The following is a 17000-nucleotide window of genomic DNA, read 5'->3' on the forward strand; positions in this document are numbered from 1 at the left end:
GGGAACACCGCTTGGCATGATCCGGTGAGGAGGGGAACGACGTCATGACTTCGACCACATTGGCACGGCGAGAGAAATTCGATATCGGCAGGGTGTTCAACAACACATTTGCTGTTATAGGCCGCAACATCGGGCTCTGCATTGGCCTTGCCGCCGTATTTTCAGGACTGCCGAATCTTGTTTCGCAGCTTGCGCGCCCGGCTGCCCCTGCAGTTGGAGATCCGGCTAGTCTTGCCGAGGCGACCGCGAATTACACATTCGGCTATTTCGTCGGCTTCGCGGTGTTTGGAATACTCTATGTCGGTCTTTCGCTTCTGTTGCAGTCCAGTCTTGTTCGAGCGGCGATCGAAGATCTGAACGGCAAGAGGCCGAGCTTTGGCGACTGCATCCGCGTGGCGATCCGCAATTTGCTGCCGACGCTTGGGATCGGCCTGCTTGTCGGGCTTGGCGTTGGGTTTGCCTCGATTGCCTTGCTGGTGCCCGGCATCATCCTCTGGCTCGGCTGGTCGGTGTCGATACCGGTGCTTATCCAGGAGCGGCTCGGCGTGTTCGGCTCGATGTCGCGCAGCCGCGCGCTGACGAAGGGCAGCCGCTGGGCCCTGTTCGGGCTTTTCCTGATCCTGATGATCATAGCACTTGTCATCCAGTCGATGAGCGCGGTGGTCATCTATCTCTTCCACGGAATTGCCGCTGCGGTCTTGGGCGCCCTGGTGCAGACCATCGTGTCGATGGTGATCTCCGTCGCCACGGCTGTCAGCTATGTCGAACTGCGCCAGGTCAAGGAAGGCGTCAGCGTCGACGAGTTGGCGGAGATCTTCTCGTAGCGGAAAGTGCCGTTCGCGTCAGCGCGACGGCCCACTTCCGCGACAGCTTCAATGACAGCAGCAATGATCCGCTTGCACGCTCGTCCTGCATAGGCAGGACGAGGTGATCGGCACGTCCGCCTTGGCCGACGCCACGGCAAGACGTGCCTGCAGCGCCTGCAATTCGTCGCTCTCGCCACGCCGTGTCAGGCATTCCACCAGCCCGTGCAGTGCCCAGACATTGTTCGGGTGCTGGGCGCAGCGCTGCACCGTGCCGCTGAGGCCGAGATCGTCGCGGTAGACCTGCTCGGCCTCCTCGGCGTGGCCCTGGTCGAGCAGCAGGGCGGCCAGTGCATGGCGCGGCGGGTGCATCCACGCCCATGGCTCGGTGTAGGAGAGGTTGTCGTCCAGCTCGACCGCTTGCCGCAGATGGACATAAGCCTCGTCGTGCCGGCCCTGGTGATAGGCAAGCTCGCCATCGAGCAAGGCAGCCCCGACCGCGAGCGAGGCACGGGTGGGATTGCTGAGAAAACGCCGCTCCGGCGCAATGCTTTCCACATGCCGGTGGAACCGCTCACGCTCGCGCTCGGCCTCGGCGAATTGCCTCAGCGTCGCGTGCGCGACGCCCTTGGCGTAGTGCTGCATGGCCGCCGTCAGTACATAGAGGCCGGGCTCCGCCGTCACCGGTTCGTCGATGATCTCCCGCCAGCGGCCGAAGCGCACGAGCACATGCGACTTCATCGCGTGATAGCCTTCCACTGTTTGCGTGAGCTTGGGACGATCCTGGATGGCGACCACGTCGCGCACGACCAGGCTTCGCACCTTGTCGGCGGCCCACAGCGCCGGCCGGTATTGGCCTGACAGCATGCAGGTGAACATCATCAGGTGCAGATCGTGGCAGCAGCCGAGCAGATAGTAGGTCGGCTCGTTGGCATAGGCGAGATAGAGGTCGTTGGCGCGCACCGCCTTTTCGCTGGCGAGCTTCGCCTTCTCGTATTCGCCGCACAGCACATAGATATGGCCGGGCATGTGGTTCATGTGCCCGGCATCGGGGCACATTTGCCCCAGCAGGTCCGCCGAGCGCATGCCGCGTTCCGGCATGGTGGACATTTCCAGGAGATGGATGTGCAGGTGGACGATCGCCGGATGCTGCGCGATGCCGGCCCCGTCGGCGAGCCGGATCGATCGCTCGCACACCTCCAGCGCCTCGATGACATCCGAGTTCGGCGCCGGCGCACCGGTCTTGAGGTTCCACAGCCGCCGCACCGTGCGCATCATCAGCGCCTCGACCAGCAGCGCCATCACGTCATGGTCATCAGGAAAGTCCTGGTAGACCAGCCGCATCGCGGCGGCATAGGCATCGTCCCACTGTTCGAATTCTTGTGGGCTCACCTTGTGCGGCTTCTGGAAACGGGGTGCCAGCGCCTCGATCAAGGCCCGTTCGATCTCGCTGGCGCCAGCCGCATTGGCACGCGCCTGTTGCACATGCTCGAAGCAGCGCTTCGTCGCGCTGTCAGCCTCGGCCTCGCCATGCTCCTTCCAGGTCAGGTTGTAGAAAGGCCCGGCGGCATAGGCGATGCCCCAATGCACCATTGCGCAGCCGGGATCGGTCTCCAGCGCCTTCTCAAAACACTTGATGCCTTCCTCATGGTTGAAGCCGTAGCACCAGTTCAAGCCGATATCGAACCAGCGCTGGGTCTCAGTCGAGCGGGTGGAGATGAGGCGGCGGTAGGTGCCGAGGTTGAAGCGGTCCATGTCTTCCATTCAAATTTGATCGTTGTTCTAGATATTACCGCCGCCTTTTAGTCAGTCCCTTCGGGCACCGCTTCATTTTGCCATCCGGCCAGCTCTGGCAGGTCGTCGAGCCAGCTTTTCTCGCTCGTCAAGGCATCGTCGGCCTGCGGGGTAGCCTCGGTGGCGTTTTGAATGAGCCAGTCCATCCACTTCCGATAGGCAACCGGATCCAGTTGCGGCGGCAGCACCTTGGCCTTGAGCAGCATCCTCTTGCGGAAACTGGTTTGCCGGCGGAGTTTGGTCGTCGTGAACTTGATGACCTTGCCCTGGTATTCAACCGTCCAGCGGCCATCCCCATGGCTGGCGAGCCTGTCGATGGCAAAACCGGCATCGACAGGCCTATCGCGCCAGGGAAGCTCGACGGCATTCTTCCGCAGGTCGAGTGACCATCGCCTGTAATTGGTCCCGGCACGCTGGGGCGGCAGCACACCGGCCTGTTCGAGTATCTTCCTGCGGAAAGTAGGCTGCTTCTTGAGCTGGCCGGTCGTGAACTCGATCCGGTGCCCGCGAAACTCGACGTGCCAACGGACCCTTCCGTTGCCGACATACTTCACCAGCCTGTCGATGACGAATTCGCCATCGTCAAGCACCGCGCCGCCCTGGCTGATGCTTTCGAGAATGTACTGGCTGTCAGTGACCATTATGGAGCCCAATGCAAAAAACCTTTGCGGAGCTTAGCCCGGCAGCGACTGCCATGACCAACGCGTTATTGCCCTCCGAGGAGGGAGCCGGGTCGGATCAAAGGGATAGGGCCTCGTCCTTTTGAAGGAATCGCAAACCGTGAGAAGCCGGCGTAAGGATTCGTTGCGCACAGTGAGGTCCCCATGTTCTTTGAACCGCTCAATCTGGACGGCCGAAAGCGAAGCGCCGCCCATCATGCAACACGGCTTTCGAAGCTGCACGGCCGGCTGGCGAAGAAGCTCGACCAGGTCGACCATGCGGCTGATCGGGTTGAGCATGCAGCGGCCGTTTTGGTCGAGGCCACCCGTCAATCTGCCACGCATGAGAAGATGGCACCTTCGGCAGTTTTCGTGCATCTGGCCGCGAGTCAGACACTCGGTCTGTGAAGCCCTCTCGCGCTGGGACACAGCGCAAAGAAGAACTTGTCGAAGAGCGCCTGATCGTCGCCGACGTTCTGCGGCGCGAAATCAAGAGAAATGCAAATCCCAAGCGAGCCAAGTTTCTGAATTGACTTAGAAAAGTTTCGCTGGGGAACCTGGACAGAAATCCAACTTCTTCCAAGGCATTGAAAACAAACAATATTTTGCATTCATTGATGTTTTCGGCTGCCGCTCGGCACACCTATAATGTCGTGCCGCTTCGGCCGGTGGGTTAAAACGAATAGCCGCCCGATCCTCGCCGACCGACCAGAATCCCGCCGCTCACCCCGGCGGGCTTCTGCTAAATAAAAATACGGGCGGACAAGGCTTTCTTGTCCGCCCGTTCTCTTGCGGGTGCAGCGCCAACCGACGAAATCACAGCCTTTTAGTCGCAGTCACGCGACACTGCCGATTCTGTCGATGCAGCAACGAATCTCACAGGATGGTTGCCGCGATTTACCAGCGGTTTTGCATCTCGCCGCTGGCTTGACGGTCAGATGGCGCGTCTGTCCTGCTTATGGGAGGATCAAAATCGTTGTTACTATAGGGTATTCACCGATTTCTAGCTGGTCAGCCGGGCTTCATTCGCCGCCGTGAACCGGGCAATACCCGCCATTGAGCTTCACCCATTCCTCGATAGTCCGTTGGATGCCGCCCTTGACGGAATTCTGACAGCGTGTTCCCTTTTTGGTGGTCGCACCACACCGGGGAGCGCCGTCCGTCGCTACCCAATCAAGATATTGCTGCCGGCTGACACCAAAGTGTTTTTGCGGCGAAGGCATCCCGATCTTCAATGAAGTCCGGCACGTCATCGGGTTCCAAACCAATCGTGGCGCTGCCTCCCGGTGTGCGCACGTAGGATGCATCACGCATTGCGGTGATTGTCTGCTTGTCTAATTGCACTGATTTCTCCCTCGCTATTTCACCGTCATCAACCGACAAGCAAGCTCGCGCTCATACCACCGCGTCGCGAAGGTCTCTGATACTTCAAACCAACTACCATCATTCCCGGCGCCATGGTTAGCACCCATGCACGAGCATTCGCATTCATGGCCGGCAGCGTTCATGCAGGCCGGCGCGCACTTTTCTTGCTCTCGATAGGGCTGAATCACGTAAAGCCGCTTATACCGCGCCAGCGCTTCATTGACGAAATTGTTGAACCATGACTTTGGCAATTCCCAATACGAGCCGCCATGTATCCAAGTGATGGAAGACTTCCCGAGACTGTTAATCCATTTCCAGTCGTCGTCGGCTTTTGGCAATCTCGCTCTCAATTTTTCGTGCCAGCCATCCCTACGCAAGATGACGGGGATTGCTTGCTGCTTCCAAATTTCATCAAGTTTTCCAGCATCCATTATGATCGCCTCCCTGCCTCCAATTTGCTTCAGACAACGCTGACACGCAATGTTTAGGCAGTGAGAGATGCTTGGAGCGGCCGACGATGCCCTGCGACAAGTGCCCAGATCACACCCCGGATATAGGCTGGTCGGCTGGTGTTGCTGGCGCTTGTCGTGGTCTTCTGACTCGCCGCGTTCGGCTGGTTGTTGGTCTAAAGGTTTTGGAGCTGCTTTGCCTCTGGCAGCGGATACCAGTGCAGGCTTGCCAGTGTGCACTGGTAGGGGTTCTGAAAGAGCCCGCGCAGCTCACCGTTAATCACGTTGGTGCCGACCGTGGAGAGCCCCGTATAGCCGCCGAAGCCGTTCTTGGCGTTGTAGCGCACGCAGACGAACCCTGTGTTGGGCTTGCCAGGTGCCGGTATGTATGAGGAGATGGTGGCGTCCCTGACCGAGTAGGGATCTTTCAGCTCGGTCCGTGCCGCCTCCACGATCTTTTGCCTAAGCGCCGCCGATGGCGGTTGCTGCCCCGCTATCTGCTTGTCGATTTGTTCGGCCGAAGTGGTGCAGCCGGCGAGCGCGAGCGCCGCCGCAACGATAGTCAGTCTTTTCAAGACTAGTCCCCCGAAGAATGTTGCCGGTGGCAACGAATCATAGGGTGGACTCGCCGTCAATAGTCGTGTTGCCAACGCGGCTGTCGGTGGGCGTGTTATTTACAGCCGCTCTTGATTTGGCCGTCGACAATCAAACGCACAACTTCGCGATTAAGACCTTGTTGGACTAGCTCAATCGTCCTTGTCGCGACCGCCACTCCTTCTCTGGCTTTTACAGAGTCGTGGATGTGACGTTCTTCGTTGATGCAGGAGGCATAGATTGCTGGCAGTAGCTCGGTCGGCGCGTGACAGCTTTCCGCGCTGTAAGGATCGCGTTTGCAAAGAGGCAAGCCTTATATTTGTTGCCAAGCTCATGCGGAGTTTGTGCCATGGCGGCGCTTGTGGTCGAAGCCGCCACGATCATCATTAGCTTATGCAAAGCGAGTCCCCCGTTCACCCCGACTCCAACTGCCCGACAGTAACGGCTCAGAGGACAGCTATCCACAGGGTTAAAACTTCCCTAGAAAATCCCCTAATTTAGTCCCCTGGAATCGCCGACGTCAGGAAGTTGAATTTCTCGTAAGGCATTGATTTTATTGAATAAGTAAAGTTTGGCTGGGGTTCTTGGAAGCTTTTCGAACTTTTTGCGTCGCGCCTCAGCCCGAATTGCGAGTGCTTGTGCGACAAATTGTGACTTAGAGTCGGTATTGGGAAAAATTTCAGGAGGCATGGACTTTCTGGCGCGTGTGCCCCCTCCTTAGTCGTGCACGTTAGCACGAACCCGATAGTTCTGCTGAACGTGAGCTATGCGCCTCCATTCGGCCAATTCCAACGTTCTCTTTCGCACCGAAAGCGGACGTCGCTAGGTGCCTGGCTCATTGCCTTGGGGATGTCGACCTTCGCATCATCGATGCGGGTAAACATGGAGAGACTACATAGTGCTGGCCGCCGATGGGTGCGGAAGGCTCATCAAAGTGCCTGCCATGAGACCACCTTGGCTGGGGCGGGGAGACGATCGCTCTCCGGTCGCGCGAGGTAGGTGGTTGCTAAAAGGACACACCTATAGCGGCTGAGGAAAGAACCGTGATGCACGACTGCTCGTATATAAAGTATTGCTAATGTAGTTTGCGCGTAAAAATTTCGGGATCAAATACTTGCGTCCGCTAATGAACAGGAGCATGGATAAGAAACACAGCATTATGATACTTGCCGGGGGGTAGGTGAATTCCGTCACGCCGATAGTCGTGCGTCTCGATAGCGGCGTCATTTCCTTGACGCTGATGACACAGTATTTGCGCCAGCCGGCCGATCCCGATGCCATTCGCCATGACCTGGGACTTGGCGAACGGCTTGCTGATCGCGTCGATATCGTGCGGGCGGCGAAACGGTTGAAGCTCAAGGCCAGGATCGCCAGACCATCACCGAGAAGGCTCGACCGCCTGCCTTTGCCGGCCATCATCGAGAAGACCGACGGCAGCTTCGCGCTGCTGGCGGCGCTCTCCTCGGGAAAAGTGCTGCTGCAGGATCCGCAATCGGGCGCACCGCAAGAACTTGCGAGGGCCGACTTTGAGGCGCTGTGGAGCGGTTTCGCCGTGCTGATCACCAGCCGCGCCTTCGCGCAGGGGTTTTCACGGCGTTTCGATTTCTCCTGGTTCATCCCCGAAATCATCCGCTATCGTTGGATTTTCGCCGAGGTGCTGCTCGCCTCCTTCTTCGTGCAGCTGCTCGGCCTGATCTCGCCGATCTTCTTCCAGCTGGTGATCGACAAGGTTCTGGTCCACAACGGCCTGACCACGCTCGAAGTGCTGGTCATCGGCCTGTCGGCCGTGTCGATGTTCGAGGTGCTGCTCACCGGGCTTCGCACCTACACCACCATCCACACCACCAGCCGTATCGATGTGGCGCTCGGCGCAAAACTGTTCCACCATTTGCTCGGCCTGCCGATCGCCTATTTCGAGGCGCGGCAGACCGGCCAGACCGTGGCGCGCGTGCATGAACTAGAGAACATCCGTGCCTTCCTCACAGGCTCGGCGCTCACCGTGCTGCTCGATGTGCTGTTCCTCTTCGTCTTCCTCGCTGTCATGTATCTCTACAGCCCGTGGCTGACCCTGATCGTCATCTGCTCCATCCCGGCCTATGTCATTCTGTCCATGGCGGTGACGCCGGAGTTCCGCCGCCGCATCGAGGAAAAGTTCAACCGCGGCGCCGAGAACCAGACCTTCCTGGTCGAATCCATCGTCGGCGTGGAAACACTGAAGGCGATGGCTGTCGAGCCGCAGATGCAGCGGCGCTGGGAGGACCAGCTTGCCGGCTATGTCGGCGCCGGCTTTCGCACCGCCAGGCTCGCCAATTTTGCCTCGAACACCGCCCAGCTCATCTCCAAGGCGGTGATCGTCGCCACCATGTGGTTTGGCGCCAAGGCGGTGGTAGCGGGCGACATGACGGTCGGCCAATTGGTCGCCTTTAACATCATGGCTGGCCGCGTCTCCGGCCCGGTGCTGCGGCTGGCGCAACTCTGGCAGGATTTGCAGCAGGTGCGCATCTCCGTTGACCGGCTGGGCGACATCCTCAACGCGCCGGTCGAGATATCAGGCGGTGGCGGGCAGGGCTCCTTGCGCAAGATTTCAGGCCATGCCGCTTTCGATCACGTCACCTTCCGCTATCGGCCGGGCGAGCGCGAGATCCTCAGCGACGTCTCGTTCCAGACCCAGCCCGGCGAAATCATCGGCATTGTCGGGCCGTCCGGCTCGGGCAAGAGCACCGTCGCCAAGTTGCTGCAGCGGCTGCATGTGCCCGAGCGTGGCCGCGTGCTGGTCGATGGTGTTGACCTGGCGCTGATCGATCCGCGCAGTCTGCGCCGGCAGATCGGCGTCGTGCTGCAGGAGAACATTCTTTTCCGGCGCACCGTGCGCGAGAACATCGCATTGGCCGATCCCGCTTTGCCGCTGGAGCGCGTCATCGAGGCGGCCAAGCTCAGCGGCGCGCACGAATTCATCCTGCAGCTCAAATCGGGCTACGACACGGTGCTGGAGGAGCGTGGCTCCAACCTCTCCGGCGGCCAGCGCCAGCGCATCGCCATTGCCCGTGCGCTGGTCACAAACCCGCGCATCCTGCTGTTCGACGAAGCGACCAGCGCGCTCGACTATGAGTCGGAATACATCATCCAGCAGAACATGCGGCTCATGGCCAAAGGCCGCACAGTGTTCATCATCGCGCACAGGCTGGCTGCACTTCGCGATACCACGCGCATCATGACCATCGAGGCCGGCCGCATCACCGAGCAAGGCACGCATGAGGAGCTTTTGAAGCTCAATGGCCGCTATGCCCAGCTCTATCGGCTGCAGGCCGAGCAGCGCCCGTCGACCCAATCCCAGGCGGCGGAGTAGACGATGGGACGCTATTGGCAAGCGGTGAAAGAAGGCGTGGCGCGCGAGACGGAAGCCAAGCGTCCGAAACTCAACCGCGACGATCGCGCCTTCCAGGCCGCCGCCATCGAGATCCTCGAAACCCCGGCCTCGCCGGCCGCCCGCATTTTCTCCGGCCTGATCATGCTATTTGCCGTCGGCGCACTGGTCTGGTCATGGTACGGCCGCATCGACACCTATGCGACCATCCAGGGCAAGCTGATCCCGATCGGCAAGGTGCAGGTCATCGAGCCGCTGATCACCGGCACGGTCAAGGCGCTGCATGTCAAGGCGGGCGACCATGTCGCGGCGGGTGAAGCCTTGGTGGAACTGGAGCCGGCCGAGTACGCGGCCGAGCGGCAGAAAAATGCCGGCAATCTTGCAGCGGCGGAAGTCTCGAAAGCGCGGCTCCAGGCGCTGATCGATGCCGTAGCGGACGACACGCCATCCGCCGAAGCCGAGTTCACTGTCCCGGCAAATGCTCCCGCGCCGCTGGTCGACTTGCAGCGGCTGCAGATGCGCCAGTCGCTGGCCGCCTATCAATCTGAGCAGGAAAGCCTCGAAGCCGAGATCGCGCAGAAACGAATAGAGATCGAACGCGCCGGCAAGACCCTGGTCGAACGTCGCAAGCTCGTCACCCTCGCCGGCGACAGACTGGATGTTTACTTGCAGCTGGAAAAGCGCCAGGTCGGGATCAAGACCAGCACGATCGAGGCGCGCCAGGGTGAGCAGGACCAGTTGATGGCGACGGTGTCCGACGAGGGTCACATCGCCGAGCTCGAAGCCACGGTAAAGACGCTTGCCGCACAAAAACTTGCCCGCCGCGACGCCTATCTCGACAAGGTCGCCACCGAACTAATCGAGATCGACCGCTCGATCGGCGTGCTGCAGCAGGACCTCGCCAAGGCCGAACTCTTCGAGCGCGCCAGCCTGCTCAAATCCCCGGTCGCCGGCCGTGTCCAGCAACTGGAGGTCAATACACTGGGCGAGGTGGTGCAGACCGGCCAGAAGCTGATGGTGATCGTGCCCGACGGCACGAAACTCGAGATCGAGGCCATGCTGCTCAACCGCGACAAGGGCTTTGTCCATGAAGGGCAGGAGGTGCGCGTGAAACTCGAAGCCTTCCCCTTCACTCGCTACGGCACGCTCGACGGCAAGGTGCTGACCGTCTCCAACGACGCGATCCCGGCCGGCGCGACGCAACAGCCATCAGCGGCCAAGGAAGAGACAGCGCGCGACAGCGCCGGGCCCCTGGTGTTCCCGGTGCGGATCGCGCTGAATGAGACATCAATCCGTGTCGAGGGCAGGGATGTAGTGCTGACGCCTGGTATGTCGGTGACTGCCGAGGTCAAGACGGGCAATCGGAGGGTGCTGGAGTATCTGCTCGACCCGCTGATGGAGATGACGGACGAGGCGTTCCATGAGCGGTGAGGCGGAGACTTTGCAGCGTCCCGAGCAAGACGCGCAACAGAGCCCTAAACAGAGCATCGTGCGCGTGCGCCTGTCTGAAGATAAAGACTGGGCAGCGATACGTTCCCTTGTTCGGCAGTTCCATGCGCGCACCATCTTTGCCGACATTCCGTTTTCCGAGAGCAAGTTTGACGCGCTTGAAAAGCAGATAAGGAGTTCGCCACCGAACCAATGTCTGATCGTGGCCGAAGCAAGGGGCGAACTGGTCGGTTTGGCCTGGTTCTCCGCCGGCGAATACCTGATCGGCGAAGGCGGTTTGATGACCACCGCCCACCTTATTGCGGTCGATACGCAGCGTTGCGGCCGTTTCCTGTCTGCAAAAGTATTCACGCGCCTGGTTCGCGGCATCGTGCTGTGGTCGAAAAGCCGCAAGGCCAGGCATATCCTCATCCATGTCACGACGGGAACGGCAATCAAGCAGACGGATCGGCTATTGCGAGCCGGCGGCGCCAGACTACTGGGAGGCGGATATATCATCGATGTGTAGTGTTGGACTGCTCACTTCCGCCTTTGAAAACGCCGAAGTATATATCGTATTTGGTGTATCTGTAGCGCTATGGAATAATCTTAAATAGAATAAGTCATACCTATTGACTTAAGATCGCCTCGGGTCGTAGCAATGTGGCGTATTTTGTTTCCCTTGGGGTGTGGGGCGTTCCGCGTGACGAACTGGGAAAAACAAATACATATAACTGATCGGACCTGTGTTCGTGCCGTATGCCACGGATCAAGGCCGTGACGTCATCCGATGGAGTATGGTGAATGTGGATTCGAAGTAATAACCTGAGGCCAGTACCAAAGCACATACTCGTGCTAATTTCTATGGTATTCGGTTCTCTACCTGTCGCATTGGACCGTTCTATTGCGGATGACAGCGTCAAACAGCCTGCATACGAAAGCAATGCAGCGTTGAAAACGTTCGATCTAACCAAAAAGAGTGCTTTGTCTGGAGATCCGGCGGCTCAGGGGGCTTTGGGGGATATGTATGCCGCTGGTGCAGGCACCCCTAAAAATCTCGGTTTGGCGGTTCGGTGGTGGGTCAAGGCCGCTGCTGCAGGAAATGGTCGTGCCGCATACAATGCGGGAGTCGCTTTCTTAGGTGGAGCGGGCGTCGAACGGGATCCAAGCCAGGCTTTCCGTTGGCTTTTGGTTGCTGCGAATGAAGGCGATGCTGATGCTCAGAGTTATCTTGGCGAGCTTTATTCAAAGGGTTTGGGCATTGCAAAAGATGACCGAAAGGCTGTCGCTTGGTGGCAAAAGGCGGCCGAGAATGGCAGCCTGAGCGGACAGTTGAATTTCGGCGTCACTCTATTGAGCGGCGCCGGTGTCGCTCAAGATAACGAAGCTGGCATCCGATGGATAGAGCGGGCGGCCGGCGGCGGAGATCCAGCCGCTCAGTATACACTGGGTGACTTGTTCATCACTGGAACCGGAGTGGGCAGGAATTTATCAGAAGGGGCGAGATGGATGCTCAAGTCGGCCGAAGGTGGCTACCCGGCAGCTCAGAGAGTGATGGGGTATTTGTGCATCGCTGGCGAGGTCGTCCCTAAAGACGAGTCTGCGGCGTTTGCATGGTGGTTGAAAGCGGCGCAGCAGGGAGATCGGGAATCCCAGGAAAGAGTGGCCGGCGTCTACTACGATGGCCAGCTGGTGAAGCAGGATTTCCGCCTCGCGGTCACTTGGTGGCTTCGTGCTGCGGAGCTGGGTAGTACTGATGCTGAGTATAATTTGGGGGCTGCCTATTTTCAAGGGCAAGGCGTAGAACGGAATATTGATCTAGCAATTTCTTGGTGGAAGAAAGCCTCATCGCAAGGCGATCAAAATTCAAAAGAAGCCTTGCAAAAATTGAAGGTTTACTGATACCTTGTGAAGGGTTTATTTGTTTATAGGTATTTCCTTAGTTGAAACTAGAAGCTCGACGCAAATCTTGAGGGGTGGAGTGTGGTGGACACTAAGATCGACTCGGGGGCGTCCGATGACAAGTTTGGAGTCACTGTTGATGCTGCCGGATGGCGCGCTAGCATAACGCAGAGTAAGGACGGCACGACAACGGTATTTGCCGGACGTGGAGTTAATTTATTTTCATATTTCGATGCACAAGCTGGGGTTGCTGCGGATACGACGGGTGCGGGCTATGCTTCAGCGAGTATCACTTTTGGGAATCCGCAGGCGCAGTTCACTGTGCTCGATGCGCAGGCCGGTATCAATGTAAAGACCACATATCGCAGTATTCCTCCTGAATATTATGACGCCATACCGGGATTGGGAACAAATTCCCCAAGATACCCTGAGCATATTTACTCTACAATAGATGAGATAAGTGTAAGTCCGCATTTCAAGCTGGAGGTACTTGGAGTGCCGGTCCATCCGGATCTTGGAATTGCTACGCCGTTTGATAGAGCTATGCTGGGATGGGCTGCCGATCCTGGGAAATTTCCTGGGAAGAGCTTGGACGACATAGAGATGTCTCAGCCTCCGCGCGACACGTGGACGTATGACCCAAGAACACCTCGCGATCTTAACCCTTATGTCGATAGTACTGGCCAGAGGAACGGATATACCGGTCTCAACACGGGTCTCGATACTCCGAGCGAAACTAACGCCAAGAACCGGCCAGCGCCGGGACTGGCCCCCGGGTATACCGGTCCTGGCACCGGGTTAGACAGCCCGAGCGAAACCAACGCTAAAAACCGGACAGCGCCGGGACTCAGCACTCCGTCTAATCCTACTTCTCCGACGGACGCTTTGAGAGATAATCAGGACCCAGCCCACTACGGACCTGCTTGGGGACCCAGCACTGCTCCGTCTGGTCCTACTGCTCCGTCGGGCGCTCTGAGAGATAACCAGAATCCAAGCGCTTATGGACCTGGTTGGGGATCGAGTGCTACTCCGTCTGGACTGGGCTCGGGACATGGAGGTACTCAATCTGGCCCTGCCGGACAATCTAACCCCACAGCGCCATCTAGTCCCAGTTCCCCGTCTGGCGCTTTGAGGGACAATCAGGACACAAGGAACTATGGACCGAGCTTTACGACCTCCGTCGCTAAGCCGGCTCAGTATTCTCCCGATACCAGTTTTCTTGGCGGTGTGCCGACTGGAGTACCCAATCAATCCTATACGGCGGCCCCGGTTGTTGATCTGGTGAGCGGGGTAGTTCCCATGGGGATTCCAGATTATACCCCGGTCACACCGACCACCATTTTCAATACTATATATACTCCAGCGGTTGTGACTAAGCCTGTCCCTCGCGCCCGTCGCACCCCTGCCATAAAACCCGCGATACCCCGTGTGGCTCCCCCGATCTTGAACGTGCCGCCGACTGTTTACGTTCCCGGCTTCGGCCCTAGCGATGCCCCTATGGACACCATTGGTGCGGGTGTAAGGGACGCAATAAGCAGAGGTCTATCGGCCAAGGCCGTCACGGCGGGGGCTTCGCAGGCCGCTATTGCCAGGGGCGTAAATCCTAAAGATCCTAACCTGCAGAAGATGGTGGCTCGGGAACTGTCGCAAGCAGGCATGTCCGACCATACGAACAATGCGGGGCCTAGCAGCAAAGGAGGCGGTATTAACGACTCCGGTGGCTATTCCACCACTGGCAAGGACCATGCCGGCAATTACAGCAGTAGCGCGGCCAGCCATGCTGGCGCGAATGGCAAAGCCGGTGGTGGTAAACCCGTATTGCTGGACCTGTCCGGCGATGGTCTTGCCGTCGACACCTTGTCGAACTCATCGCAGTTCCTCGATTTGGACGGCGATGGCTATCAGCACCGCACGGCGTGGGCGGGGGAGGGCAACGGCGTGCTCGTGTTCGATGCTGATGGCGACGGCAAGATCAGCCGCTCCAGCGAGTTCGTCTTCACCGAATGGGACCAGACGGCGAGCAGCGATCTCGATGCGCTGAAGAGCGTTTTCGACACCAATCACAACGGACTGCTCGATGCCGGCGATGCCCGCTGGTCCCAATTCAAGGTGATGGTCCACGGACAGTTGGTATCGCTGGCTTCGCTCGGCATCGCCTCGATCGGGCTAACAGCGACGGGCAGTGGTCAGACTTTTGCTGATGGTTCTGCCATCACCGGTATCGCGACCTATACAAAATCCGATGGAAGCACGGGGGCTGTTGGCGATGCCGTGCTGGCCTCGGACGCCAACGGCTACATCATCAAGATCAACACCGTGACCAATGGTGACGGCTCAAAGACCACCACGCTTGAAGGCTACGACAAGGAAGGCACGCTGGCATTCCAGAACCTCATTATCGTGAGCGCCGACGGCCTGTCGACGACGACGCAGTTCGACGATGACGGCAACGGCACCTATGACCGCTGGCAGACCGACGTGACTACGATCACGGCAGGTGTGCGCCAGCGCGTCGTCAGCGATTTCAACGCCGATGGTTCGCTCGCCGATCGCACCGCGACGATAACCAGCGCTGACAAGACAACGGTGACGACGGCGCTCGACCAGGATGGCGATGGTATCAACGATCAGACCCAGGTGTTTGTCAGGTATGTCGACGGTTCAACGTCGACCACGACCAAGGCACTGGCCGCCAATGGCTTAACCATCAAACAGGTCGTGGTGAGTACTAACGCCAACGGCTTGATCAGGACCACACAAACCGACCATGCAGGGTCAGGCAGCTTCGATGTCATCACCACTGACACGACGGTTGTGAATGCGGATGGCAGCCGCGTGGAGACTGTGACTGATACCGGTAAGAATGGCACGCTGCTCGACAAGACAGTGACGACGACCAGCGCTGACGCAGGCAGTAAAACCGTACAGATCGACCATGCCGGCGCCGGCAGTTTTGACGAGGTGACGGCGTCCTCCATTGTCATCAACACCGATAATTCCGTGACGACGACCGTCTCGACCTACAACGGCGCCGGCACCATTCTGATCGGCAAGACCGTCACCACCACCAGCGCCGATGGGCTGACGACGTCGGTGAAGCAGTACATCGATGGCGGCGACTGGCCTGTGGACGAGCGCTGGGACATCGTGTCCATCGGCTCGGATGGCTCGCGCACCGAGCAGGTCCTGGATTATGCGCTCGGCGGCACGCTGATCAGCAAGACGGTCACCGTCACCAGCGGTGACCAGAAGACCATCACCACGACGACCGATGCCAACGGCGAGGGGGCGACAGACCAGACCAGGGCGATCCAGGTCAATGCCGATGGCTCGACCACCACGACACTGTCGAACTTCGCCAGCAATGGCGCACTGGTCAACCGTACGCTGACGACGACCGCCGCCAGCGGCCTGTCGATGACGACCAAGACCGATGTCAACGGCGACGGTACCTATGACGGGACGGAGACCGACGTCATCGTCGCCAATGCGGATGGTTCGCGCACCGAGACGGTGACCGACACCAGCGCCAATGGCGCGCTGGCCGGCAAGACCATCACCACCACCTCGGCCAATGGCCTGACCCAGACCAGCCAAGCAGATCTTAATGGCGATGGCGCCATCGACCGCACGGCGACGGATGCGATCGTGCTCAATGCCGATGGCAGCCGCACGGAGACGGTGTCGACCACCAGCAACACCGGCGCGCTGCTTTCGAAGACGGTGACGACCAACAGCGCCGATCGCAAGACCACGACGGTGACGATCGACGGCAATGGCGACGGCCATGTCGACCAGACCAGGGTCACCGTGCTCAATGCCGATGGCTCGACCACGCAAACGGTGACCGACACGGCGGCCAATGGCATCCAGATCAACAAAACGGTGACGACGACCAGCGCCAATGGCCTCTGGACATCGGTGGCATACGACGGTTCCGCCGAGGGTACCCACTGGGACACCACGACCTTCGACAACGACGGCTCGAAGAAAGAGACAATCCAGGACTTCAGCAACGACGGCACCTTGCTCAGCAAGCGTACCATCACCACCAGCGGCAACGGCCTGTCGGTGACCACGCAAACCGATGCCAACGGCGATGGTGTCCTGGACAGCGACGTCACCGATGTCACAGTCCTCAATGCCGACGGCTCGACGACCGAGACCGTCTCGACCTACAACGGCGCCGGCACCGTTCTGATCGACAAGACCGTCACCACCACCAGTGCCGATGGGCTGACGACGTCGGTCGCGCATTATCTCGACGGCAGCGCCTCGCCGGAAGACACTGTCTGGGACATCGTCACCCTGGGCGGCAGCGCCGGTTCGCATAGCGAGCAGATCCTGGACTATTCGCTCAACGGCACGCTGCTAAGCAAGAGCGTCACCGTCACCAGCGGCGATCAGAAGACCATCACCACGACGACCGATGCCAACGGCGAGGGGGCGACAGACCAGACCAGGGCGATCCAGGTCAATGCCGATGGCTCGACCACCACGACACTGTCCAACTTCGCCAGCAATGGGGCGCTGGTCAACCGTACGCTGACGACGACCTCAGTCACCGGCCTGTCGAAGACGACGCAGGCCGATGTCAACGGCGACGGCACTTATGACGCGACAGAGACCGACGTGATCGTCA

At 59.2% G+C, this 17000-nt stretch carries 12 protein-coding genes; 7 read left to right on the top strand and 5 right to left on the bottom strand.

Going from position 1 to position 17000, the window contains the following annotated elements; translation table 11 throughout:
* Positions 1-44 precede the first annotated feature (44 nt).
* On the top strand, positions 45-824 hold the full coding sequence (locus tag LB568_RS22500) for a hypothetical protein (RefSeq protein ID WP_224731249.1): 780 nt from the start codon (positions 45-47) through the stop codon (positions 822-824).
* 48 nt (positions 825-872) lie between these two features.
* Here LB568_RS22500 and LB568_RS22505 read toward each other — a convergent pair whose 3' ends face one another.
* Positions 873-2558, bottom strand: a complete 1686-nt coding sequence (locus LB568_RS22505; RefSeq protein WP_224731250.1) for a hypothetical protein — start codon at positions 2556-2558, stop codon at positions 873-875.
* A gap of 47 nt (positions 2559-2605) precedes the next feature.
* A complete protein-coding gene (locus LB568_RS22510; protein WP_224731251.1) occupies positions 2606-3238 on the bottom strand; it encodes a hypothetical protein in 633 nt (210 codons plus the stop codon).
* A 183-nt stretch (positions 3239-3421) separates the two neighbouring features.
* On the opposite strand from LB568_RS22510, the gene LB568_RS22515 reads away from it, so the two are divergent.
* A complete protein-coding gene (locus tag LB568_RS22515) occupies positions 3422-3664 on the top strand; it encodes a hypothetical protein (protein WP_224731252.1) in 243 nt (80 codons plus the stop codon).
* A gap of 765 nt (positions 3665-4429) precedes the next feature.
* On the opposite strand, the gene LB568_RS22520 is transcribed toward LB568_RS22515, so the two are convergent.
* The 3 genes from LB568_RS22520 to LB568_RS22530 form a co-directional block, all read right to left on the bottom strand.
* Positions 4430-4600 carry a hypothetical protein gene (locus LB568_RS22520; RefSeq protein WP_224731253.1) on the bottom strand — a complete coding sequence of 57 codons (171 nt, stop codon included), beginning with the start codon at positions 4598-4600 and terminating at the stop codon, positions 4430-4432.
* 14 nt (positions 4601-4614) lie between these two features.
* The gene (locus LB568_RS22525) at positions 4615-5052 is read right to left on the bottom strand and encodes a hypothetical protein (RefSeq protein ID WP_224731254.1); all 438 of its coding nucleotides are present in this window, start codon (positions 5050-5052) and stop codon (positions 4615-4617) included.
* A 194-nt stretch (positions 5053-5246) separates the two neighbouring features.
* Positions 5247-5645 carry a hypothetical protein gene (locus LB568_RS22530; protein ID WP_224731255.1) on the bottom strand — a complete coding sequence of 133 codons (399 nt, stop codon included), beginning with the start codon at positions 5643-5645 and terminating at the stop codon, positions 5247-5249.
* 1199 nt (positions 5646-6844) lie between these two features.
* Between LB568_RS22530 and LB568_RS22535 the strand changes: the two genes are divergently transcribed.
* The 5 genes from LB568_RS22535 to LB568_RS22555 form a co-directional block, all read left to right on the top strand.
* Entirely contained in the window at positions 6845-9010 is a 2166-nt protein-coding gene (locus tag LB568_RS22535; protein WP_224731256.1) for a type I secretion system permease/ATPase, read from the top strand.
* Positions 9011-9013: 3 nt separating this feature from the next.
* The gene (locus LB568_RS22540; RefSeq protein WP_224731257.1) at positions 9014-10459 is read left to right on the top strand and encodes an HlyD family type I secretion periplasmic adaptor subunit; all 1446 of its coding nucleotides are present in this window, start codon (positions 9014-9016) and stop codon (positions 10457-10459) included.
* Complete coding sequence (locus tag LB568_RS22545) at positions 10449-10985, top strand: GNAT family N-acetyltransferase (RefSeq protein WP_224731258.1); 537 nt, start codon at positions 10449-10451, stop codon at positions 10983-10985. The genes LB568_RS22540 and LB568_RS22545 overlap by 11 nt, the downstream gene beginning before the upstream one ends.
* A 275-nt stretch (positions 10986-11260) precedes the next feature.
* A complete protein-coding gene (locus tag LB568_RS22550) occupies positions 11261-12358 on the top strand; it encodes an SEL1-like repeat protein (protein ID WP_224731259.1) in 1098 nt (365 codons plus the stop codon).
* Between the two features lie 1656 nt (positions 12359-14014).
* Positions 14015-17000 (top strand): beta strand repeat-containing protein (locus LB568_RS22555; protein WP_412033923.1); only part of this gene is annotated, 2986 nt, incomplete at its 3' end.

It is taken from the genome of Mesorhizobium sp. B263B2A, from assembly GCF_020165775.1.
Classification (GTDB): domain Bacteria; phylum Pseudomonadota; class Alphaproteobacteria; order Rhizobiales; family Rhizobiaceae; genus Mesorhizobium; species Mesorhizobium opportunistum.

What these genes read in the sequence shown, in the direction of transcription:
- LB568_RS22500 (WP_224731249.1), top strand. Translation starts at nt 45, where the DNA reads ATGACTTCGACCACATTGGCACGGCGAGAGAAATTCGATATCGGCAGG.
- LB568_RS22505 (WP_224731250.1), bottom strand. Translation starts at nt 2,558, where the DNA reads ATGGACCGCTTCAACCTCGGCACCTACCGCCGCCTCATCTCCACCCGC.
- LB568_RS22510 (WP_224731251.1), bottom strand. Translation starts at nt 3,238, where the DNA reads ATGGTCACTGACAGCCAGTACATTCTCGAAAGCATCAGCCAGGGCGGC.
- LB568_RS22515 (WP_224731252.1), top strand. Translation starts at nt 3,422, where the DNA reads ATGTTCTTTGAACCGCTCAATCTGGACGGCCGAAAGCGAAGCGCCGCC.
- LB568_RS22525 (WP_224731254.1), bottom strand. Translation starts at nt 5,052, where the DNA reads ATGGATGCTGGAAAACTTGATGAAATTTGGAAGCAGCAAGCAATCCCC.
- LB568_RS22540 (WP_224731257.1), top strand. Translation starts at nt 9,014, where the DNA reads ATGGGACGCTATTGGCAAGCGGTGAAAGAAGGCGTGGCGCGCGAGACG.
- LB568_RS22545 (WP_224731258.1), top strand. Translation starts at nt 10,449, where the DNA reads ATGAGCGGTGAGGCGGAGACTTTGCAGCGTCCCGAGCAAGACGCGCAA.
- LB568_RS22550 (WP_224731259.1), top strand. Translation starts at nt 11,261, where the DNA reads ATGTGGATTCGAAGTAATAACCTGAGGCCAGTACCAAAGCACATACTC.